Origin of the sequence: Cronobacter condimenti 1330 (assembly GCF_001277255.1) — a bacterium.
GTDB lineage: Bacteria > Pseudomonadota > Gammaproteobacteria > Enterobacterales > Enterobacteriaceae > Cronobacter > Cronobacter condimenti.
The window spans coordinates 4,327,000-4,347,991 of sequence record NZ_CP012264.1 but is presented as its reverse complement, the minus strand read 5'-3'; the positions used below and the strand labels follow the sequence as shown (position 1 = coordinate 4,347,991).

At 54.6% G+C, this 20,992-nt stretch carries 14 protein-coding genes, 1 tRNA gene and 2 rRNA genes; 11 read left to right on the top strand and 6 right to left on the bottom strand.

Features of this window, described 5'->3' with window-relative positions:
• Positions 1 to 363 precede the first annotated feature (363 nt).
• Positions 364 to 804 (bottom strand): FMN-binding protein MioC, encoded by a 441-nt coding sequence (gene mioC / locus AFK62_RS19960; protein ID WP_007677751.1) that lies wholly within the window; start codon positions 802 to 804, stop codon positions 364 to 366.
• Between the two features lie 89 nt (positions 805 to 893).
• Positions 894 to 1,352, bottom strand: coding sequence for a transcriptional regulator AsnC (gene asnC, locus AFK62_RS19955; protein ID WP_004386178.1), 459 nt, complete (start codon positions 1,350 to 1,352; stop codon positions 894 to 896).
• Positions 1,353 to 1,504: 152 nt separating this feature from the next.
• Here asnC and asnA point away from each other — a divergent pair, with 152 nt between their 5' ends.
• Positions 1,505 to 2,497, top strand: coding sequence for an aspartate--ammonia ligase (asnA, locus tag AFK62_RS19950; RefSeq protein WP_007677750.1), 993 nt, complete (start codon positions 1,505 to 1,507; stop codon positions 2,495 to 2,497).
• A gap of 1 nt (position 2,498) precedes the next feature.
• On the opposite strand, the gene viaA is transcribed toward asnA, so the two are convergent.
• Positions 2,499 to 3,950 carry an ATPase RavA stimulator ViaA gene (gene viaA / locus AFK62_RS19945; protein WP_007677749.1) on the bottom strand — a complete coding sequence of 484 codons (1,452 nt, stop codon included), beginning with the start codon at positions 3,948 to 3,950 and terminating at the stop codon, positions 2,499 to 2,501.
• Complete coding sequence (gene ravA / locus AFK62_RS19940) at positions 3,944 to 5,443, bottom strand: ATPase RavA (protein ID WP_032984720.1); 1,500 nt, start codon at positions 5,441 to 5,443, stop codon at positions 3,944 to 3,946. Before ravA ends, viaA begins: the two co-directional genes overlap by 7 nt.
• Positions 5,444 to 5,663: 220 nt before the next feature.
• Between ravA and kup the strand changes: the two genes are divergently transcribed.
• The 7 genes from kup (at position 5,664) to rbsR (ending at position 13,531) form a co-directional block, all read left to right on the top strand.
• Positions 5,664 to 7,535, top strand: a complete 1,872-nt coding sequence (gene kup, locus AFK62_RS19935) for a low affinity potassium transporter Kup (RefSeq protein ID WP_007677741.1) — start codon at positions 5,664 to 5,666, stop codon at positions 7,533 to 7,535.
• Positions 7,536 to 7,716: 181 nt separating this feature from the next.
• Positions 7,717 to 8,136: a D-ribose pyranase gene (rbsD, locus tag AFK62_RS19930; RefSeq protein ID WP_007664453.1), complete on the top strand. Its 420-nt coding sequence runs from the start codon at positions 7,717 to 7,719 to the stop codon at positions 8,134 to 8,136.
• Between the two features lie 7 nt (positions 8,137 to 8,143).
• Positions 8,144 to 9,649, top strand: a complete 1,506-nt coding sequence (gene rbsA / locus AFK62_RS19925; protein ID WP_007664454.1) for a ribose ABC transporter ATP-binding protein RbsA — start codon at positions 8,144 to 8,146, stop codon at positions 9,647 to 9,649.
• 7 nt (positions 9,650 to 9,656) lie between these two features.
• Positions 9,657 to 10,622, top strand: a complete 966-nt coding sequence (rbsC, locus tag AFK62_RS19920) for a ribose ABC transporter permease (protein WP_007664459.1) — start codon at positions 9,657 to 9,659, stop codon at positions 10,620 to 10,622.
• A gap of 26 nt (positions 10,623 to 10,648) precedes the next feature.
• On the top strand, positions 10,649 to 11,536 hold the full coding sequence (gene rbsB / locus AFK62_RS19915) for a ribose ABC transporter substrate-binding protein RbsB (protein ID WP_007664460.1): 888 nt from the start codon (positions 10,649 to 10,651) through the stop codon (positions 11,534 to 11,536).
• A gap of 66 nt (positions 11,537 to 11,602) precedes the next feature.
• Positions 11,603 to 12,532 (top strand): ribokinase, encoded by a 930-nt coding sequence (gene rbsK, locus AFK62_RS19910; RefSeq protein ID WP_007664461.1) that lies wholly within the window; start codon positions 11,603 to 11,605, stop codon positions 12,530 to 12,532.
• A gap of 6 nt (positions 12,533 to 12,538) precedes the next feature.
• Positions 12,539 to 13,531, top strand: a complete 993-nt coding sequence (rbsR, locus tag AFK62_RS19905) for a ribose operon transcriptional repressor RbsR (protein WP_085960946.1) — start codon at positions 12,539 to 12,541, stop codon at positions 13,529 to 13,531.
• Here the strand turns inward: rbsR and mdtD are convergent.
• Positions 13,528 to 14,922, bottom strand: coding sequence for a multidrug transporter subunit MdtD (gene mdtD, locus AFK62_RS19900; protein WP_007664463.1), 1,395 nt, complete (start codon positions 14,920 to 14,922; stop codon positions 13,528 to 13,530). The two genes, rbsR and mdtD, sit on opposite strands and share 4 nt — an antisense overlap.
• A 13-nt stretch (positions 14,923 to 14,935) precedes the next feature.
• Positions 14,936 to 15,637 (bottom strand): FadR/GntR family transcriptional regulator, encoded by a 702-nt coding sequence (locus AFK62_RS19895; RefSeq protein WP_007664465.1) that lies wholly within the window; start codon positions 15,635 to 15,637, stop codon positions 14,936 to 14,938.
• 465 nt (positions 15,638 to 16,102) lie between these two features.
• Between AFK62_RS19895 and AFK62_RS19890 the strand changes: the two genes are divergently transcribed.
• The 3 genes from AFK62_RS19890 (at position 16,103) to AFK62_RS19880 (ending at position 20,906) form a co-directional block, all read left to right on the top strand.
• Positions 16,103 to 17,644, top strand: a 16S ribosomal RNA gene (locus AFK62_RS19890).
• An 80-nt stretch (positions 17,645 to 17,724) separates the two neighbouring features.
• A tRNA-Glu gene (locus AFK62_RS19885) sits at positions 17,725 to 17,800 on the top strand.
• Between the two features lie 201 nt (positions 17,801 to 18,001).
• Positions 18,002 to 20,906: ribosomal RNA gene (locus AFK62_RS19880) — 23S ribosomal RNA — on the top strand.
• The 16S and 23S rRNA genes sit together here with 1 tRNA gene alongside, the layout of an rRNA operon.
• Positions 20,907 to 20,992 lie beyond the last annotated feature (86 nt).

The window sequence follows — 20,992 nt, the reverse complement described above, 5'->3', positions numbered from 1 at the left end:
GTTGTGCGAAAGAGGGTTAGCTAGCCCGGGGCGTGGATTCTACTCAACTTTAGCCTGGTGAGAAAGCGCCGGGATCGTTGGTATTAAAAAGAAGATCTTTTATTTAAAGGATCTGTTTTATTGTGATCTCTTATTAGGATCGCCATCTCTTGTGGATAACCAGGATCGCCCATTTGGGATCAAAAGGTTATCCTGGATCGCTTGCTGTGAATGATCGGTGATCCTGGCCAGTATAAGCTGGGGTCAGAAGTGAGGGTTATACACAACTCAAAAAGCGAGCAAGACTTATACCTTGGATAACTACGGGTTGATCCAAGCTTTTAAGCACTTTTATCCACAGTTGAATGGCGATCTTTTCGCCGATCAGAGTAAATTTTTCCAGGATCCGAGCCACACTTCTGCCGGATCCTCGGGAATATCATGATCGAGAATGTTGATCTTAAGCGGTTCACCGACGCGTTTTGCGCCACAGTCGATGAGCAGCGCGTCCATTTTTTCAATCGCACCGCAAAACGTATCGTATTCGCGGCTACCGATGCCGATAGCGCCATAACGAACCTGACTGAGATCGGGACGTTGCGCTGCCAGCGCGTCATATAAAGGCTGTAAGTTGTCCGGCAGATCGCCTGCGCCATGCGTAGAAGTGATCAAGAGCCATATACCAGCCGGCTTAAGATCCTCAAGAAGCGGGCCATGCAGCGTTTCGGTGCTAAAACCGGCGTCTTCCAGCTTTTCAGCCAGGTGTTCCGCCACGTATTCCGCGCCGCCAAGAGTGCTGCCACTGATCAGGGTAATGTCTGTCATGGATGTCCGCCTTGAGTAAACGACGCGTATTGTACGCTGTGCAGGGGCTGGGATCTACCTGTGGATAATACGGGTATTAAAAAATCCCGTTACGGCCGGATAGTACGCATGATCGGGTTTTGCAGGGAGATCAACGTCTCGGTGGATTGAATTTCATCAATTGTTTGGATCTTGTTGATAAGTACCTGTTGCAGCGCATCTATCGATCGGCACATCACCTTAATAAAGATGCTGTAATGCCCGGTGGTGTAATAGGCTTCCGTCACTTCATCCAGGCTTTCCAGTTTCTCCAGCGCGGCCGGGTAATCCTTAGCGCTTTTCAGGATTATCCCGATAAAACAGCACACGTCATAGCCAAGCTGTTTCGGGCTGATATCAATACGTGCGCCGGTAATGATCCCAGCCTGTTTCATTTTCTCTACGCGCACGTGAATGGTGCCCGGGCTCACGCCGAATTGTTTAGCGAGTTCGGCGTAAGCGGTACGCGCATTCGCCATCAGCGCCTCCAGAATGCCGCGGTCCAGATTATCGATCTGATAATTTTCCATACGTTTTCCTTATGAATATTCAGTAATCGTCATTTTTATGCTGCCTATATTATCGAATTAAAAAGCATCTGGCCTTTTTTATTGTTGATTATTGAATATGGTGCCTTTTTTATTGCTTAATCAAAAGCAACAGAGGTACAGGAGCCCTAATAATGAAAACCGCATACATCACACGCCAGCGTCAGATAAGTTTTGTGAAAGCCCATTTTTCCCGCCAGCTTGAGGAAAAACTCGGTCTGCTTGAAGTTCAGGCGCCGATCCTGAGCCGTGTCGGCGACGGGACGCAGGATAACCTTTCTGGCTGTGAGAAAGCGGTGCAGGTCAATGTCAAAACGCTGCCGCAGGCGCAGTTTGAAGTGGTTCATTCACTGGCGAAATGGAAGCGCAAAACGCTCGGTCAGCATGACTTTAGCGCCGGTGAAGGGCTTTATACCCATATGAAAGCGCTGCGCCCGGATGAAGACCGTTTGTCGCCGGTACACTCTGTATATGTCGATCAGTGGGACTGGGAGCGCGTGATGGGCGATGGCGAGCGCCATCTCGGCACGCTCAGACAGACGGTAGAAAGCATCTGGTCGGCGATTAAAGCCACCGAGCTTGCCGCCGCGGAGCGCTTCGGGCTAACGCCGTTCCTGCCGCAAACTATTCATTTCGTTCATAGCGAAACCTTGCAACACCGCTTCCCGTCGCTGGATGCGAAAGGACGCGAGCGTGCTATTGCAAAAGAGCTTGGCGCGGTCTTCCTGATAGGTATCGGTGGTAAGCTCGCCGATGGCAAACGCCACGACGTGCGCGCACCGGATTATGATGACTGGACAACGCCGACCGAGGGTGGTTTCGCCGGGCTCAACGGTGACATCCTGGTCTGGAACCCGCTGCTGGAAGACGCGTTTGAGATCTCCTCAATGGGGATCCGCGTGGATGCCGAGGCGCTTAAACGCCAGCTGGCGCTGACTGGCGATCAGGACAGACTTGCGCTGGAGTGGCACCAGGCGTTGCTTAGCGGAGAGATGCCGCAGACTATCGGCGGTGGGATTGGGCAGTCGCGCCTCACCATGCTACTGCTACAGCTGCCGCATATCGGGCAGGTGCAGTGCGGTGTCTGGCCGGAACAGGTGCAGTCTGCCGTGGCCGAACTGCTGTAAGTCATCGCCGTAAGCGCCGCACCAGTCGACTGCGCACCCCGGTATCAAAGCGCCAGATATGATCAAAAATGCGCATGATGCCGGGCTTGCCGTGAGCCGACATCGCCACCGCGTGAAAACGGTGCTGATGAATGCGCTGCAACTCCTTTACCTTGCCGATTACCTCATCCGGCAACCGCTGGGCGATAAAATCGGAGATAACTACCGCGTCGGCGTCGAACCACTCGCCGCCCTGTAGCTTTTCTGCGATCGCGCGAAAACAGCTCGCCAGATCGGTGCCGCCGCGAAAGCGCTGGCTCAGAAAGCGAATCGCCTGATCGATACCGTCATGCCCGCAAAGTTCGTAGCGCACCACTTCGCTGGAAAACAGCATAATGAAACAGCGCCGGTTATCGGCAAGCGCGATACGCATCAGCGCCAGACAAAATGCTTTGGCGCACTGTTCATTAAAGCCGCCCATCGAGCCAGACGTATCCACACAGACGATAAACGGCCCGCGGGGCTGCTCATCATAATCCTGGCGCGTCACCGGGCGCTGCATGACTTTTTCGCGCCAGGCGTCGCCCTGTAGCCGATAGGTCAGCAGTTGTTTTTCCACCAGCCGTCGGTAGAACTCATATTCCAGCTCGGTAATGCCAAGCGTCGCCAGTTCTGGCGGCAGCAGGCGTAAGATATCGTCACTACGTTGTAAGCCGTCGACCTGTTCGGGCACCGAGGCGGGTTCACGCACCAGGGTACGGAAGGTTTCGAGCGGCGCTTCTTTTTTGGGAACCGATTTTGCTTCCCGGGAACGCCCTAGCTGTTCGGCGAGCTGAAGCAATTCCGGCTGGTCTGCCAGAAAATCGCCGTATTTCACAATAAGCTGGTAGTCGCCGCGTCGGAGCTTGCCGTCGCTCATATCCCACAGCCGCCCCGCCGAGTCTTCATTCTCTACCAGTGTCTGCTCAAGCTGGCCGGACAGCGTCATGCGCTCTTGTACTTCGCTCAGTAATTGTTCGCGCTCTTCTTCCAGCAGTTGCTGGTTAAAGGAGGTCGCCTGTACGACAAGACTCAGCCGCCAGCGCTGCAAAAAAAGCGTGTGCAGGGCCGGTGTGAAATGGGGGTTATCAGCGATGAGTCGCTCGGCCTGATCGGCAAACGGCGAGCCGAGGCGGCGCAACAGCGCGCTGATTTGCGGCAGTTGCACAATAAACTGGCTGGTGGAGAGAAGCTGGCTTTTCTGATAGCCGATCACCTCTTCTTCCAGCTCTCGCGGCACGCGCGTATCTTTCAGACGGGCTTTGAGTTGTTCGCGCCAGCGGGGAATATCCTGCGTTAGTGCGTGCTTCAGTCTGGGAAACTTTTCGAAAAATACCGCCAGTTGCGGCGAAGCCAGCAGCGCAATCACGATCTCTTCTATCAACTCGCCTTCGCTGATAGCCAGAATGAGATTCAGTGAATCCGCTGTCAGCATTGGCGCGCCTGTTTGATCTGCTCGCCCACATCCTGAAGGCTGGCCTCAATGCGCCCTAACCAGTCGCTTTCGACAAACAGACACTTTTGTTGCTCGTTGAAGCGCGTGTGCTGTTGATGCCACGTATTATCTAAATCTTCCAGCTGTTGCTTGATCTCATCAGGCAGGCCGCTCGTCGATGCGGCACCCGGCAACGCCAGACGCGTACCCTGCAAACTGACGTCGCGCAACACCAGATGCTGACTGGCATCCACCTCCAGATTCAGCGCCTGGGCAAAGCCGATGCCATTGAGCTTTCCGCGGATCTCGCCGCCCTTTTGCAGCCACGTCTCCAGCGCCTCTCTGGCGAACGTCACATGAATGACCTCAATATCATGCAGCTTAAGCGGCTTTTGCAGCAGCAGCGTCAGGGTCGGCTCCGTCAGGCTGGCGGGCAGCTGATATTGCGGGCGACGGCTGAACATGCCGCTCTGCTTCTCAAGACGCAGCGCGGTTTTATCACTTTGCTGCTGTTCAAGCTGCATTCGCCGCTGGGTGATAGCGCCAAGACGGTTAAGCATCGCGTACTGGCCCCAGGCGTGAGAGGTCATCAGCAGTTCTAACTGCTGTTGCATCAGCGACATGGCGCTCGCGTCATGCCACAAACAATCTTTCAGCAGGATCAGATCGATGGGCGCCACCGCGTCGCGTCCACTGAAAAAAGCGCTCGCCTGAAGCAGGCGGATCGCTTTCTTCCAACGCCGGTCAGAAACATATGGCGCGTTCGCCAGGGCGTCGAGCTGCTGGCGCAGCGTGAAAATCAGCTCAAATACCGGGTCCGGCAGCTTCACATTGCCGATGCCCGTCTGCCACTGCCGATACTCTTCATCGCTGACCTGCAGTGCTGGCGGCACGGGGTTTTCATTTTCATCCTGCTGGCTCACAAGCATAGCGCGGAAGCTGTTTTTCTCCTGCACGCGGTCGAGCCACAGACGGATCAGCATACGGTCATAGAGTGCTTCAAGACTGCTGTCCGCTTCGGGCAATTCGTTCGACGCCGTAACCAGCAGACGCATAGGAATTTTTTCTTCATGTGCGCCGTTGCGAAAGCGCCGTTCATTAATGGCAGTCAGGAGGGTGTTGAGTATCGCCGGACCCGCTTTCCAGATCTCATCCAGAAACACGATTTCCGCTTCCGGGAGATAGCCTGCGGTCAGGCGCTCATAGCGGCCTTCATCTTTTAGCGCCTGAATGGAAAGCGGCCCAAACACCTCTTCCGGCGTGGAGAAGCGCGTCATCAGGTATTCAAAGGCCCGCGCATGCTGGAACGCAAATTTCAGCCGTCGTGCGATAAGGCTTTTGGCGATCCCCGGCGGGCCGAGCAAAAAGACACTCTCGCCGCTCAGCGCCGCCAGCAGACACATACGGATGGCGTGACTGCGTTCAAACAGCCCTTTTTCCAGCGCTGCGCTGAGCCGTGAAATTCTTTCCGCCAATAAATTGGGTTGAGCCATAATAGTTACTCTGCATTCTGACTACGCCGCCTGGTCTCTGGTGCGAGTATAGACGTTTCATATTCATGCTGATAATGGATTGATGCCATTATCTATTTGGCTTGATTTGGGTAAAGACTCGGTGATTGAGGGGTACGATTTTTAAATGAATCGTGCATACTGTGCGCTTTTTGTGGGCCAAGGGACTAAGCGCACACGGGATTTCAACGAAGACTAGTCTATGAGCACTGAGAATAAACAATCGTTGCCAGCCATTACGCTTGCAGCTATCGGGGTGGTGTATGGCGATATCGGCACCAGTCCGCTTTATACATTACGAGAGTGTCTTTCCGGGCAATTTGGTTTTGGCGTGGAGCGGGACGCCGTTTTCGGTTTCCTTTCTTTAATTTTTTGGCTGTTGGTTTTTGTTGTTTCTTTTAAATATCTGACTTTCGTTATGCGTGCAGATAACGCTGGCGAAGGCGGTATTCTGACGCTGATGTCGCTCGCGGGTCGCAATACCTCGGCGCGTATGACGTCAGTGCTGGTGATCCTGGGTCTCATTGGCGGTAGCTTCTTTTATGGCGAAGTCGTCATTACCCCGGCGATTTCGGTGATGTCGGCGATAGAGGGGCTTGAAATCGCCGCACCTTCGCTGGATCCGTATATTGTTCCGCTATCGATTATCGTCCTGACGCTGCTGTTTGTTATTCAGAAACACGGCACCGGCATGGTAGGGAAGCTCTTCGCGCCGATTATGTTGGTCTGGTTTTTGATTCTGGCGGTACTGGGCGCGCGCGGCATTATGAACAACCCGGAAGTGCTACAGGCGCTGAACCCGGTTTGGGCGGTACATTTCTTCCTTGAATATAAAGCCATCTCGTTTGCCGCGCTTGGGGCTGTTGTGCTCTCGATTACGGGTGTTGAAGCGCTGTATGCCGATATGGGGCACTTCGGGAAGTTGCCGATTCGTCTGGCGTGGTTCTCCGTGGTGCTGCCGTCGCTGGTGCTGAATTATTTCGGGCAGGGCGCGCTGCTGCTGAAAACGCCGGAGGCGATTAAAAACCCGTTCTTCCTGCTGGCACCGGACTGGGCGTTGATTCCCATGCTGATCCTGGCGACGCTCGCGACGGTCATCGCCTCGCAGGCAGTGATTTCGGGCGTTTTCTCCCTGACGCGTCAGGCCGTTCGTCTGGGGTATCTCTCGCCGATGCGCATCATTCATACCTCTGAAATGGAGTCGGGCCAGATCTACATTCCGGTGGTGAACTGGATGCTCTATTTCGCGGTGGTGATTGTCATCGTGAGCTTTGAGCATTCCAGTAATCTCGCAGCAGCTTACGGCATCGCGGTGACGGGGACGATGGTGTTGACCTCGATTCTCTTCAGCACTGCGGCGCGTAAAAACTGGCACTGGAATCGCATTCTGGTGGGCCTGATGGTCGTGGCGTTTCTGTGCGTCGATGTGCCGTTGTTCTCGGCGAACCTGGAGAAACTCTTCTCCGGCGGCTGGCTGCCGTTGAGCCTGGGCCTGGTGATGTTCATTATCATGACCACCTGGAAAAGCGAGCGTTTCCGTCTTTTGCGCCGGATGCACGAGCATGGCAATTCGCTGGATGCGATGATTACTTCTCTTGAGAAATCACCGCCGGTACGTGTGCCGGGCACAGCGGTATATATGTCCCGCGCGCTAAACGTTATTCCGTTTGCGTTGCTGCATAACCTCAAACACAACAAGGTGCTCCATGAGCGCGTTATTCTGCTGACGCTGCGTACCGAAGATGCGCCTTACGTCCATAACGTAAAACGCGTTCAGCTCGAACAGCTTTCGCCGACATTCTGGCGCGTAGTGGCAAGCTACGGCTGGCGCGAAACGCCAAACGTCGAAGAAGTGTTTCACCGCTGCGGGCTTGAAGGCTTAAGTTGTCGGATGATGGAAACCTCTTTCTTTATGTCCCATGAGTCGCTCATCATCGGCGATAAACGGCCCTGGTATTTACGCCTGCGCGGCAAGCTATTCCTGTTGTTGCAGCGCAACGCGCTCCGGGCGCCGGATCAGTTTGAGATCCCACCTAACCGCGTCATTGAGCTGGGCACACAGGTTGAGATTTAATCCTTAAGTGAAACGCCTTCCGACTACCGGAAGGCGTTTTTCATTGGTTCCGGGGCATGAGTTTTTGCCTTAAGCGAAACGTTTCGATGGCGATCACAGTTTCGCAACGTGATGTTTGTTTATTGTTCTTTCTCCTGGATACACTCTCCATCAGCGAAACGTTTCGCTGATGGAGCATAAAATGAAAAAAGGCACCGTTCTTCATTCCGGCATTTCCTCTGTCATCTCGCGTCTTGGCCATACCGACACGGTTGTGGTGTGCGACGCCGGGCTGCCAATCCCGTCAACCACTCAACGTATCGATCTTGCGCTCACCCAGGGTGTGCCGGGGTTCTTACAAATTGTGGATGTCGTGACACGTGAAATGCAGGTCGAAGCGGCGATCCTTGCAGAAGAGATTAAACAGCATAATCCGACGCTCCACGAAACGTTGCTCGGTCAGATCGAGCAGCTGCAGCAACACCAGGGAAATACCATCACTGTTCACTATGTGACACATGAACAGTTCAAACAAAAAACCGCAGACAGTCAGGCGGTCATTCGCAGCGGGGAATGTTCCCCGTATGCGAATATCATTCTCTGCGCTGGCGTCACATTCTGAGGCCAACATGGAACCCTTACTCCAGCTCAAAGGCATTGATAAATCCTTCCCCGGCGTCAAGGCGCTCTCGGGCGCGACGCTGAACGTTTATGCCGGACGCGTGATGGCGCTGGTGGGCGAAAACGGTGCCGGTAAATCCACGCTGATGAAAGTACTGACCGGCATTTATACCCGCGACGCCGGGTCACTGGTCTGGCTCGGTCAGGAGACCGCATTCAGCGGCCCGAAAGCCTCGCAGGAAGCCGGCATCGGTATCATTCATCAGGAACTGAACCTGATCCCCCAGCTTTCCATTGCGGAAAACATCTTTCTGGGCCGCGAGTTTGTCAGCCGTTTCGGCAAAATCGACTGGAAAAAGATGTACGCCGAGGCGGACAAACTGCTGGCGAAGCTTAATCTGCGCTTTAACAGCCGTCGGCTGGTGGGCGATCTGTCGATTGGCGATCAGCAAATGGTGGAGATAGCCAAAGTCCTGAGCTTTGAATCGCGGGTCATCATTATGGATGAACCGACCGACGCGCTGACGGATACCGAGACAGATTCTCTTTTCCGCGCCATTCGCGAACTGAAAGCGCAGGGGTGCGGCATCGTCTATATCTCTCATCGCATGAAAGAGATTTTTGAGATCTGCGATGACGTGACGGTGATGCGTGACGGCCAGTTTATCGCCGAGCGTGAGGTCAGCTCGCTGACGGAAGAGACGCTTATCGAAATGATGGTCGGCCGTAAGCTTGAAGATCAGTATCCGCATCTCGACAAAGCGTCAGGTGAAGTTCGCCTCAAGGTCGATAATCTTAGCGGGCCGGGCGTTGACGGCGTGAGCTTTACGCTGCGTCAGGGCGAAATTCTGGGTGTGTCCGGGCTAATGGGCGCCGGGCGTACCGAACTGATGAAAGTATTGTACGGCGCGCTGCCCCGTAGTGGCGGCAGCGTTACGCTGGATAACCGCGACGTGGTGACGCGCTCGCCGCAGGACGGCCTGGCGAATGGCATCGTCTATATCTCCGAAGACCGTAAACGTGACGGCCTGGTGCTCGGCATGTCGGTGAAAGAGAACATGTCGCTGACCGCGCTGCGTTATTTCAGTCGCGCCGGCGGCAGCCTGAAACATCACGATGAGCAGCAGGCAGTGGGCGATTTTATTCGTCTCTTCAATGTTAAAACGCCTTCTATGGATCAGGCTATTGGCCTGCTTTCCGGCGGTAACCAGCAGAAAGTGGCGATTGCCCGCGGATTAATGACTCGCCCTAAAGTGCTCATTCTTGATGAGCCAACCCGTGGCGTTGACGTTGGCGCGAAAAAAGAGATTTATCAGCTCATTAACCAGTTCAAAGCCGAAGGGCTGAGCATCATTCTGGTCTCGTCAGAGATGCCGGAAGTGCTGGGGATGAGCGATCGCATCATGGTGATGCATGAAGGGCATCTCGGCGGTGAATTCACACGCGAGCAGGCCACCCAGGAACTGCTGATGGCGGCGGCTGTCGGCAAGCTCAATCGCGTGACCCAGGAGTAAAAGACGTATGACTACCCAGACCGTTGCGACTCGTCGCTTTTTTACAAAAGCGTGGCTGATGGAGCAAAAGTCGCTGATAGCCCTGCTGGTGCTGATTGCGATTGTCTCCACTCTGAGCCCCAATTTCTTTACCGTTAATAACCTGCTTAATATTCTCCAGCAGACCTCGGTGAACGCCATTATGGCGGTGGGGATGACGCTGGTGATTTTAACCTCCGGGATCGATCTGTCCGTCGGTTCCTTGCTGGCGCTCACCGGGGCGGTCGCCGCCTCGCTCGTCGGTATTGAGGTCAACGCGCTGGTGGCGGTAGCGGCCGCCCTCGCGCTTGGTGCCGCTATCGGTGCGGTGACCGGCGCGATTGTCGCGAAAGGCCGCGTCCAGGCGTTTATCGCAACGCTGGTCATGATGCTGCTGCTGCGCGGTGTGACGCTTGAATACACCAACGGTAGTCCTGTCAGTACCGGTTTTAACGATAACGGCGATCTCTTTGGCTGGTTCGGCATTGGCCGACCGCTGGGCATCCCGACGCCTGTATGGATTATGGCGCTGGTGTTCCTGGTGACCTGGTATGTGCTGCACCACACGCGTCTGGGCCGCTATATTTATGCACTGGGCGGTAACGAAGCGGCGACACGCCTTTCAGGTATCAGCGTTAACAAAATCAAAATTATCGTTTATTCGCTGTCGGGCCTGCTGGCCTCACTGGCGGGTGTGATTGAAGTAGCGCGTCTTTCCTCCGCTCAGCCGCTGGCAGGCGTGGGTTATGAACTGGATGCTATCGCCGCGGTAGTGCTTGGCGGTACCAGTCTTGCAGGTGGTAAAGGTCGCATTGTTGGGACGCTGATCGGCGCGCTGATCCTCGGTTTCCTGAATAATAGTCTGAATCTTTTAGGTGTTTCTCCCTATTACCAGATGATCGTCAAAGCAGTGGTCATTTTGCTGGCGGTACTGGTGGATAACAAAAAGCAGTAACTCATTACTCAACAGGACATCTGATTATGAATATGAAAAAGCTGGCTACACTGGTTTCCGCCGTGGCGTTAAGCGCGACCGTCAGCGCGAACGCAATGGCGAAAGACACTATCGCTCTGGTCGTTTCAACGCTGAACAACCCGTTCTTTGTGTCGCTGAAAGATGGCGCGCAGAAAGAAGCGGAAAAACTGGGTTACGAGCTGGTTGTACTGGATTCCCAGAACAACCCGGCAAAAGAGCTGGCGAACGTGCAGGACCTGACCGTTCGCGGCGCCAAACTGGTGCTGATTAACCCAACCGATTCCGATGCGGTAGGTAACGCCGTGAAGATGGCAAACCAGGCGAAAATTCCGGTGATCACGCTGGACCGTATGGCAGCGAAGGGCGAGGTGGTCAGCCATATCGCTTCTGACAACATCGCAGGCGGCAAAATTGCCGGTGACTACATCGCTAAGAAAGCAGGCGATGGCGCGAAAGTTATTGAGCTGCAGGGTATCGCAGGGACTTCCGCAGCGCGTGAGCGTGGCGAAGGCTTTAAACAAGCGGTGGATTCTCACAAGCTGAACGTCCTGGCCAGCCAACCGGCAGATTTCGACCGCACCAAAGGTCTTAACGTCATGCAGAACCTGCTGACCGCACATCCTGATGTAAAAGCTGTTTTCGCACAGAACGACGAAATGGCGCTGGGCGCTCTGCGCGCGCTGCAAACAGCCGGTAAAACCGACGTTATGGTTGTGGGCTTCGACGGCACTGCGGACGGCGTTAAAGCCGTTCAGGATGGTAAAATGAGCGCGACCGTGGCGCAGCAGCCTGAGCAAATCGGCGTTATTGGCGTCCAGACTGCAGATAAAGTACTGAAAGGCGAGAAAGTTCGCGCCCGTATCCCGGTCGACCTGAAGCTGGTTATCGAATAAAAACCATACATAAAGAAAAGCAGGGCAATGCGCCACAGGATGTGGCGCCTTTATAGGGATCTCATCATGAAAAGCGCTGGCAATCTCGTCGTCCTCGGCAGCATCAATGCCGATCATATCCTTAACCTCGAAGCCTTCCCCGCACCGGGCGAGACCGTCACTGGCCGCCAGTATCAGGTCGCGTTTGGCGGAAAAGGCGCAAACCAGGCCGTCGCGGCCGGGCGCAGCGGCGCGGATATCGCGTTTATCGCCTGCGTGGGCGAGGATGATATCGGCGAGCGTATCCGCCAGCAGCTGTCCCGCGATAATATCGATGTTACGCCTGTCAGCGCAGTGGCTGGCGAATCGACCGGCGTGGCGCTTATCTTCGTCAATGGTGAAGGCGAGAACGTCATCGGCATTCATGCAGGTGCAAACGCGGCGCTAACGTCGGCGCGCGTTGAACAGCAGCGCGAGCGCATCGCGAATGCTCGCGCATTATTAATGCAGCTGGAGTCGCCCGTTGAAAGCGTGCTGACGGCGGCGCGTATCGCACGTGAGCATCAGACGACCGTTATTCTTAACCCGGCGCCTGCTCGTGCGCTCTCTGATGAGTTGCTGGCGCTGGTGGATATTATTACGCCGAATGAAACCGAGGCAGAAAAGCTGACCGGCGTGAAAGTCACGAGTGATGACAGCGCCGCGCAGGCGGCCGCCGTACTGCACCAGAAAGGCATTGAAACAGTCATCATTACGCTCGGCAGCCGTGGCGTCTGGTTGAGCGTTAAAGGCGAAGGGCAACGCGTGCCAGGCTTTAGCGTGAAGGCTGTCGACACTATCGCCGCAGGCGACACATTTAATGGCGCGCTGGTTACCGCGCTGCTGGAGGGCACGCCGATGCTCAAGGCTATCCGCTTCGCTCATGCCGCTGCTGCGATTGCAGTAACGCGCCCTGGTGCGCAACCTTCCGTCCCGTGGCGCGATGAGATCGACGCCTTTATACAACAGCAGGGGTAGGCCATCGTGGCGACAATGAAAGATGTCGCCCGCCTTGCGGGTGTCTCCACCTCAACTGTCTCGCACGTTATTAACAAAGACCGCTTTGTGAGCGAGGCGATCCGTGCGCGGGTGGAAGAGGCCATCAGAACACTGAATTATGCGCCGTCCGCGCTGGCGCGCAGCCTGAAACTGAATCAAACCCGCACAATCGGCATGCTGATCACCGCAAGCTCTAACCCTTTTTACTCTGAACTGGTGCGCGGCGTGGAGCGAAGCTGCTTCGAGCGCGGCTACAGCCTGGTGTTATGCAACACCGAAGGCGACGAACAGCGAATGAACCGCAATCTGGAGACGCTGCTGCAAAAACGCGTCGACGGGTTGCTGCTGCTCTGCACAGAGACACATCAGCCTTCCCCCGCCATTATGACGCGCTACCCGGCGATCCCGACTGTCATGATGGACTGGTCGCCCTTCGACGGCGACAGTGATGTGATTCAGGATAACTCGCTGCTGGGCGGCGATATTGCGACAACGCATCTGATCGACAAAGGCTATACGCGTATCGCCTGTGTGACCGGGCCACTGGACAAAACACCGGCACGCCAGCGTCTGGAAGGATATCGCACTGCGATGCGGCGTGCGGGTTTGCCAGTCCCGGAAGGCTACGAGGTGACCGGTGATTTTGAATTCGCAGGCGGCCTGCGTGCGATGCAGTCGCTACTGGATCTGCCCGAACCGCCGCAGGCGGTTTTTATGGGTAACGATGCGATGGCGGTCGGCGCTTATCAGGCGCTCTACCAGGCCGGGCTGCGCATCCCACAGGATATTGCGCTGGTGGGTTACGACGATATCGAGCTTGCCAGTTACATGACGCCGCCGCTGACGACCATTCATCAGCCCAAAGACGAACTGGGCGAACTGGCTATCGACGTGTTGATTCATCGCATGGCGCAGCCGGAACTCCAGCAACAACGTCTGCAGTTGACGCCAGTCCTTATGGCACGCGGCTCCGCTTAAGCCTGGTGACGCTCTTTAATAAGATTCCGCCCATCTTTAGGGCGCAGCAGCATAAAGACCAGCGACGACACCACGGTGATGACACCCATTGTGATAAAGGTGTAGTGGAACTGTTCCACGGTATTGGCGTTATCAAACCCTTCATAGAAGCGCAGCACCGCCGCACTGACCGCAACCCCGAGGCTTATCGATAATTGCTGTGTGACCGCCAGCATACTGTTGCCGCCGCTGGCGCTTTCGTCGGTGAGATCGGCAAGCGTGATGGTATTCATCGCGGTGAACTGTGTAGACATCGCGAGACCTAACACGAAAAGCGGCAAGATAAGCAACCATACCTGGTTATCTGCCGACTGCAGCGAGAATTGCGCAATCATCAGCCCGATAAACACGGTGACGCCGACCAGCGTCTTGCGATAACCAAACCAGCGCAACACCTGAGTGACGCCCGATTTCGCAATGATCGAACCTACCGCCGTTGGCGCCATCATGCAGCCGGCGATAAATGCAGGGTAGCCAAAACCAACCTGAAGCATCAGCGGCATCAGAAAAGGCACGCAGCCGGTACCAAGACGAGACGCAATATTCCCGGCGATGCCGACGGAAAAGGTGCGTGTATTAAAGAGAGAAAGTGAAATCAGCGGCGCGCTGTGTCGGCGGGCGTGCAGAATGTAGACCATCATCAGTAATAAGCCGCCGACAATAACGCTGAGTGCTATCCACGTTGCAACGATCCGTTCGCCGAAAAGCTCCATGCCGCTTGAAAAAAGCACCAGACTCAGACCAAACAGAAAGAAACCCGGCATATCGAAACGTCGACGCGGCGTGGTGAAGTTCGGCATGTATTTACGGGCATACAGCAGACCGGCGAGACCAATAGGAATGTTAATCAGGAAGATCCAGTGCCAACTCGCCCAGGTGACCAGCACGCCACCAAGCAGAGGGCCGAGAATCGGGCCGACCAGGCCTGGCATGGTGACGAAGTTCAACACCGGCAAAAGTTCGCTGCGCGGATAAGCGCGCAGAAGCGCAAGGCGCGCGACCGGCATCATCATGGCACCGCCGATACCCTGAATGATACGAAAGAGGACGAGCTCGCCAAGCGAACTGGATGCGGCACAGGCGAGTGAACCTAACGTAAAGAGGGTGACGGCAGTCATAAAGACGCGACGGGTACCGAAACGATCTGCCAGCCAGCCACTGACCGGTATTAACATCGCGACCGTCAGGGTGTAACTAATAATGGCGGATTGCATCGCCAGCGGTGAACGGTTGAGGCTTTGCGCGATGGCTGGCAACGCGGTGTTAAGAATGGTCGCATCCAGTGCCTGCATAAAAAAGGCCATGGCCGCTATCCACGGCAGGCCCGCCATACTGCGCGCTTTTTTAGTCATGCGGATCCTGTTGTTATTTTTCTTGCGATGCGGGTGCGTGTAATAGCGCCTGGCAGGCGCGGTACGCCTCTTCGCTCCTGGATGCCAGGATGGCGTCCGCAATCGCCTGATGAAAGTCGAGCTTGATAACCTGATTGTGTGTTATCGACGTGAAATAATTGTAATAGATGGAGCGGAACAGACTGGCGAAAGCGCTCATGAAAGGGTTTCCGCTCATTTCGTAAATCTGCTCGTGATAGGCCATATCGACGTCTATCCAGCGCTCGCGGTTAAAAGAAGCCTGCAACGCGTGCATTTCTTCCAGCGTGGTTTTCAGTTGCTGCTTCTGTACATCAGTGCCATTAAGCGCAGCCAGCGCGCACGCCTGAGGTTCAAGACTATGGCGCATGACAAGGAAATGGTTCACTACCGTCGGGAATGCCTCAATACCCATCCACCAGGTCAGCAATTCTTTATCAAGGAAGTTCCACTGGCTTTGCGGTAGTACTCGTGTACCGATGCGCGGGCGGGGCAGAACCAGCCCTTTCGCTGTAAGCGTTTTAACGGCTTCTCTTACTGCCGTGCGGCTGACGCCGAACTCTTCTCCCAGCTCCATTTCGCCTGGTAAAATCTCGCCTGGCTTCACGTCTCCTTTAAGGATGCGTTGTGCCAGTTTTTCGGCAAGCACATAAGAAAGGTTCTTTTGGGCGGCCTGTTGATGCGCCAGTAACGACATAATGGCATTTCCTTTAGCTATACATCGCGGGGTAGTATGCCACTGCAAGCCCTGATCTGATGCAAAAAACGGCAAATAACAGGCTATCTGGCGGTTTTATGCCATAAATGGTGAAAAAAAACGCGCTTGGAAACTTTTTTCAAATTTCCTCTTGTCAGATTCTGATTACTCCCTATAATGCGCCTCCACTGACACGGCACAACGGCAAACGAGCCGGCCCGTCAGGCAGACGAAAGCGAAAATAAACGCTTGACTCTGCAGGAGGAAAGCGTAATATACGCCACCTCGCGACAGCAGGCTGTAAGCCGCGTCGCACCGCTCTTTAACAATTTATCAGACAATCTGTGTGGGCACTCGGGGCACTGATATCTTAACGTCTTCGGACGATAAATGAATATCAAGTCTCAAGTGAACAACAGTTAATTCATTACGAACTAACAGTTTAATTGTTTGAGCATCAAACTTTAATTGAAGAGTTTGATCATGGCTCAGATTGAACGCTGGCGGCAGGCCTAACACATGCAAGTCGAGCGGTAACAGGGAGAAGCTTGCTTCTCTGCTGACGAGCGGCGGACGGGTGAGTAATGTCTGGGAAACTGCCTGATGGAGGGGGATAACTACTGGAAACGGTAGCTAATACCGCATAACGTCGCAAGACCAAAGTGGGGGACCTTCGGGCCTCATGCCATCAGATGTGCCCAGATGGGATTAGCTAGTAGGTGGGGTAAAGGCTCACCTAGGCGACGATCCCTAGCTGGTCTGAGAGGATGACCAGCCACACTGGAACTGAGACACGGTCCAGACTCCTACGGGAGGCAGCAGTGGGGAATATTGCACAATGGGCGCAAGCCTGATGCAGCCATGCCGCGTGTATGAAGAAGGCCTTCGGGTTGTAAAGTACTTTCAGCGAGGAGGAAGGGAGTGAGTTTAATACGCTCATTCATTGACGTTACTCGCAGAAGAAGCACCGGCTAACTCCGTGCCAGCAGCCGCGGTAATACGGAGGGTGCAAGCGTTAATCGGAATTACTGGGCGTAAAGCGCACGCAGGCGGTTTGTTAAGTCAGATGTGAAATCCCCGGGCTCAACCTGGGAACTGCATTTGAAACTGGCAAGCTTGAGTCTCGTAGAGGGGGGTAGAATTCCAGGTGTAGCGGTGAAATGCGTAGAGATCTGGAGGAATACCGGTGGCGAAGGCGGCCCCCTGGACGAAGACTGACGCTCAGGTGCGAAAGCGTGGGGAGCAAACAGGATTAGATACCCTGGTAGTCCACGCCGTAAACGATGTCGACTTGGAGGTTGTGCCCTTGAGGCGTGGCTTCCGGAGCTAACGCGTTAAGTCGACCGCCTGGGGAGTACGGCCGCAAGGTTAAAACTCAAATGAATTGACGGGGGCCCGCACAAGCGGTGGAGCATGTGGTTTAATTCGATGCAACGCGAAGAACCTTACCTGGTCTTGACATCCAGAGAATCCTGCAGAGATGCGGGAGTGCCTTCGGGAACTCTGAGACAGGTGCTGCATGGCTGTCGTCAGCTCGTGTTGTGAAATGTTGGGTTAAGTCCCGCAACGAGCGCAACCCTTATCCTTTGTTGCCAGCGGTTCGGCCGGGAACTCAAAGGAGACTGCCGGTGATAAACCGGAGGAAGGTGGGGATGACGTCAAGTCATCATGGCCCTTACGACCAGGGCTACACACGTGCTACAATGGCGCATACAAAGAGAAGCGACCTCGCGAGAGCAAGCGGACCTCATAAAGTGCGTCGTAGTCCGGATTGGAGTCTGCAACTCGACTCCATGAAGTCGGAATCGCTAGTAATCGTGGATCAGAATGCCACGGTGAATACGTTCCCGGGCCTTGTACACACCGCCCGTCACACCATGGGAGTGGGTTGCAAAAGAAGTAGGTAGCTTAACCTTCGGGAGGGCGCTTACCACTTTGTGATTCATGACTGGGGTGAAGTCGTAACAAGGTAACCGTAGGGGAACCTGCGGTTGGATCACCTCCTTACCTGTAAAGATACAACCTCGTAGTGCTCACACAGATTGTCTGATAGAAAGTAAAGAAGCAGGGTTGTCTGCGAAAGCGAAGTCCCTTTCGTCTAGAGGCCCAGGACACCGCCCTTTCACGGCGGTAACAGGGGTTCGAATCCCCTAAGGGACGCCACCTGCTGGTAATGAGTGAAAGGCGTTACCGATTAATATCTCAAAACTGACCTGCGGGTCATGTTTGAGATATTTGCTCTTTAACAATCCGGAACAAGCTGAAAATTGAAACAGACATGCTGTTGCATTCTTCCGTAATCAGGAATGCGCGGTGTGTCAGAGTCTCTCAAACTCGCAGCACGAAGACTTCTTCGGGTTGTGAGGTTAAGCGAACAAGCGTACACGGTGGATGCCCTGGCAGTCAGAGGCGATGAAGGACGTGCTAATCTGCGAAAAGCGCCGGTAAGGTGATATGAACCGTTATAGCCGGCGATGTCCGAATGGGGAAACCCAGTGCAATTCGTTGCACTATCTCAGCATGAATACATAGTGCTGTGAGGCGAACCGGGGGAACTGAAACATCTAAGTACCCCGAGGAAAAGAAATCAACCGAGATTCCCCCAGTAGCGGCGAGCGAACGGGGAACAGCCCAGAGCCTGAATCAGCTTGTGTGTCAGTGGAACGGTCTGGAAAGGCCGGCGATACAGGGTGACAGCCCCGTACACGAAGGCACACAGGTTGTGAGCTCGATGAGTAGGGCGGGACACGTGATATCCTGTCTGAAGATGGGGGGACCATCCTCCAAGGCTAAATACTCCTGACTGACCGATAGTGAACCAGTACCGTGAGGGAAAGGCGAAAAGAACCCCGGCGAGGGGAGTGAAACAGAACCTGAAACCGTGTACGTACAAGCAGTGGGAGCCTTCGTAAGAGGGTGACTGCGTACCTTTTGTATAATGGGTCAGCGACTTATATTCTGTAGCAAGGTTAACCGTATAGGGGAGCCGAAGGGAAACCGAGTCTTAACCGGGCGTTAAGTTGCAGGGTATAGACCCGAAACCCGGTGATCTAGCCATGGGCAGGTTGAAGGTTGGGTAACACTAACTGGAGGACCGAACCGACTAATGTTGAAAAATTAGCGGATGACCTGTGGCTGGGGGTGAAAGGCCAATCAAACCGGGAGATAGCTGGTTCTCCCCGAAAGCTATTTAGGTAGCGCCTCGTGAACTCATCTTCGGGGGTAGAGCACTGTTTCGGCTAGGGGGCCATCCCGGCTTACCAACCCGATGCAAACTGCGAATACCGAAGAATGTTATCACGGGAGACACACGGCGGGTGCTAACGTCCGTCGTGAAGAGGGAAACAACCCAGACCGCCAGCTAAGGTCCCAAAGTCATGGTTAAGTGGGAAACGATGTGGGAAGGCCCAGACAGCCAGGATGTTGGCTTAGAAGCAGCCATCATTTAAAGAAAGCGTAATAGCTCACTGGTCGAGTCGGCCTGCGCGGAAGATGTAACGGGGCTAAACCATGCACCGAAGCTGCGGCAGCGACACTTATGTGTTGTTGGGTAGGGGAGCGTTCTGTAAGCCTGCGAAGGTGTGCTGTGAGGCATGCTGGAGGTATCAGAAGTGCGAATGCTGACATAAGTAACGATAAAGCGGGTGAAAAGCCCGCTCGCCGGAAGACCAAGGGTTCCTGTCCAACGTTAATCGGGGCAGGGTGAGTCGACCCCTAAGGCGAGGCCGAAAGGCGTAGTCGATGGGAAACAGGTTAATATTCCTGTACTTGGTGTTACTGCGAAGGGGGGACGGAGAAGGCTATGTTGGCCGGGCGACGGTTGTCCCGGTTTAAGCGTGTAGGTGTGTGTTCCAGGTAAATCCGGTTCACTTTAACACTGAGGCGTGATGACGAGGCACTACGGTGCTGAAGTAACAAATGCCCTGCTTCCAGGAAAAGCCTCTAAGCATCAGGTAACACGAAATCGTACCCCAAACCGACACAGGTGGTCAGGTAGAGAATACCAAGGCGCTTGAGAGAACTCGGGTGAAGGAACTAGGCAAAATGGTGCCGTAACTTCGGGAGAAGGCACGCTGACATGTAGGTGAAGCCCCTGCGGGTGGAGCTGAAGTCAGTCGAAGATACCAGCTGGCTGCAACTGTTTATTAAAAACACAGCACTGTGCAAACACGAAAGTGGACGTATACGGTGTGACGCCTGCCCGGTGCCGGAAGGTTAATTGATGGGGTTATCGCAAGAGAAGCTCCTGATCGAAGCCCCGGTAAACGGCGGCCGTAACTATAACGGTCCTAAGGTAGCGAAATTCCTTGTCGGGTAAGTTCCGACCTGCACGAATGGCGTAATGATGGCCAGGCTGTCTCCACCCGAGACTCAGTGAAATTGAACTCGCTGTGAAGATGCAGTGTACCCGCGGCAAGACGGAAAGACCCCGTGAACCTTTACTACAGCTTGACACTGAACATTGAGCCTTGATGTGTAGGATAGGTGGGAGGCTTTGAAGCGTGGACGCCAGTCTGCGTGGAGCCAACCTTGAAATACCACCCTTTAATGTTTGATGTTCTAACCTGGCGCCGTGATCCGGCGTGGGGACAGTGTCTGGTGGGTAGTTTGACTGGGGCGGTCTCCTCCCAAAGTGTAACGGAGGAGCACGAAGGTCAGCTAATCCTGGTCGGACATCAGGAGGTTAGTGCAATGGCATAAGCTGGCTTGACTGCGAGAGTGACGGCTCGAGCAGGTGCGAAAGCAGGTCATAGTGATCCGGTGGTTCTGTATGGAAGGGCCATCGCTCAACGGATAAAAGGTACTCCGGGGATAACAGGCTGATACCGCCCAAGAGTTCATATCGACGGCGGTGTTTGGCACCTCGATGTCGGCTCATCACATCCTGGGGCTGAAGTAGGTCCCAAGGGTATGGCTGTTCGCCATTTAAAGTGGTACGCGAGCTGGGTTTAGAACGTCGTGAGACAGTTCGGTCCCTATCTGCCGTGGGCGCTGGAGAATTGAGGGGGGCTGCTCCCAGTACGAGAGGACCGGAGTGGACGCATCACTGGTGTTCGGGTTGTCATGCCAATGGCACTGCCCGGTAGCTAAATGCGGAAGAGATAAGTGCTGAAAGCATCTAAGCACGAAACTTGCCCCGAGATGAGTTCTCCCTGAGACTATAAGTCTCCTGAAGGAACGTTGAAGACGACGACGTTGATAGGCCGGGTGTGTAAGCGCAGCGATGCGTTGAGCTAACCGGTACTAATGAACCGTGAGGCTTAACCTTACAACGCCAAAGAAGTCTGGCGTGTTGAGAGACAATTCAGCTTGTGACGGATAAAATCCTGTGGCCGGAAGGCGGCAGGAAACAGA

Coding starts and splice junctions, on each gene's coding strand:
- mioC (WP_007677751.1), bottom strand. CDS start 804: ATGACAGACATTACCCTGATCAGTGGCAGCACTCTTGGCGGCGCGGAA.
- asnC (WP_004386178.1), bottom strand. CDS start 1,352: ATGGAAAATTATCAGATCGATAATCTGGACCGCGGCATTCTGGAGGCG.
- asnA (WP_007677750.1), top strand. CDS start 1,505: ATGAAAACCGCATACATCACACGCCAGCGTCAGATAAGTTTTGTGAAA.
- viaA (WP_007677749.1), bottom strand. CDS start 3,950: ATGCTGACAGCGGATTCACTGAATCTCATTCTGGCTATCAGCGAAGGC.
- ravA (WP_032984720.1), bottom strand. CDS start 5,443: ATGGCTCAACCCAATTTATTGGCGGAAAGAATTTCACGGCTCAGCGCA.
- kup (WP_007677741.1), top strand. CDS start 5,664: ATGAGCACTGAGAATAAACAATCGTTGCCAGCCATTACGCTTGCAGCT.
- rbsD (WP_007664453.1), top strand. CDS start 7,717: ATGAAAAAAGGCACCGTTCTTCATTCCGGCATTTCCTCTGTCATCTCG.
- rbsA (WP_007664454.1), top strand. CDS start 8,144: ATGGAACCCTTACTCCAGCTCAAAGGCATTGATAAATCCTTCCCCGGC.
- rbsC (WP_007664459.1), top strand. CDS start 9,657: ATGACTACCCAGACCGTTGCGACTCGTCGCTTTTTTACAAAAGCGTGG.
- rbsB (WP_007664460.1), top strand. CDS start 10,649: ATGAATATGAAAAAGCTGGCTACACTGGTTTCCGCCGTGGCGTTAAGC.
- rbsK (WP_007664461.1), top strand. CDS start 11,603: ATGAAAAGCGCTGGCAATCTCGTCGTCCTCGGCAGCATCAATGCCGAT.
- mdtD (WP_007664463.1), bottom strand. CDS start 14,922: ATGACTAAAAAAGCGCGCAGTATGGCGGGCCTGCCGTGGATAGCGGCC.
- AFK62_RS19895 (WP_007664465.1), bottom strand. CDS start 15,637: ATGTCGTTACTGGCGCATCAACAGGCCGCCCAAAAGAACCTTTCTTAT.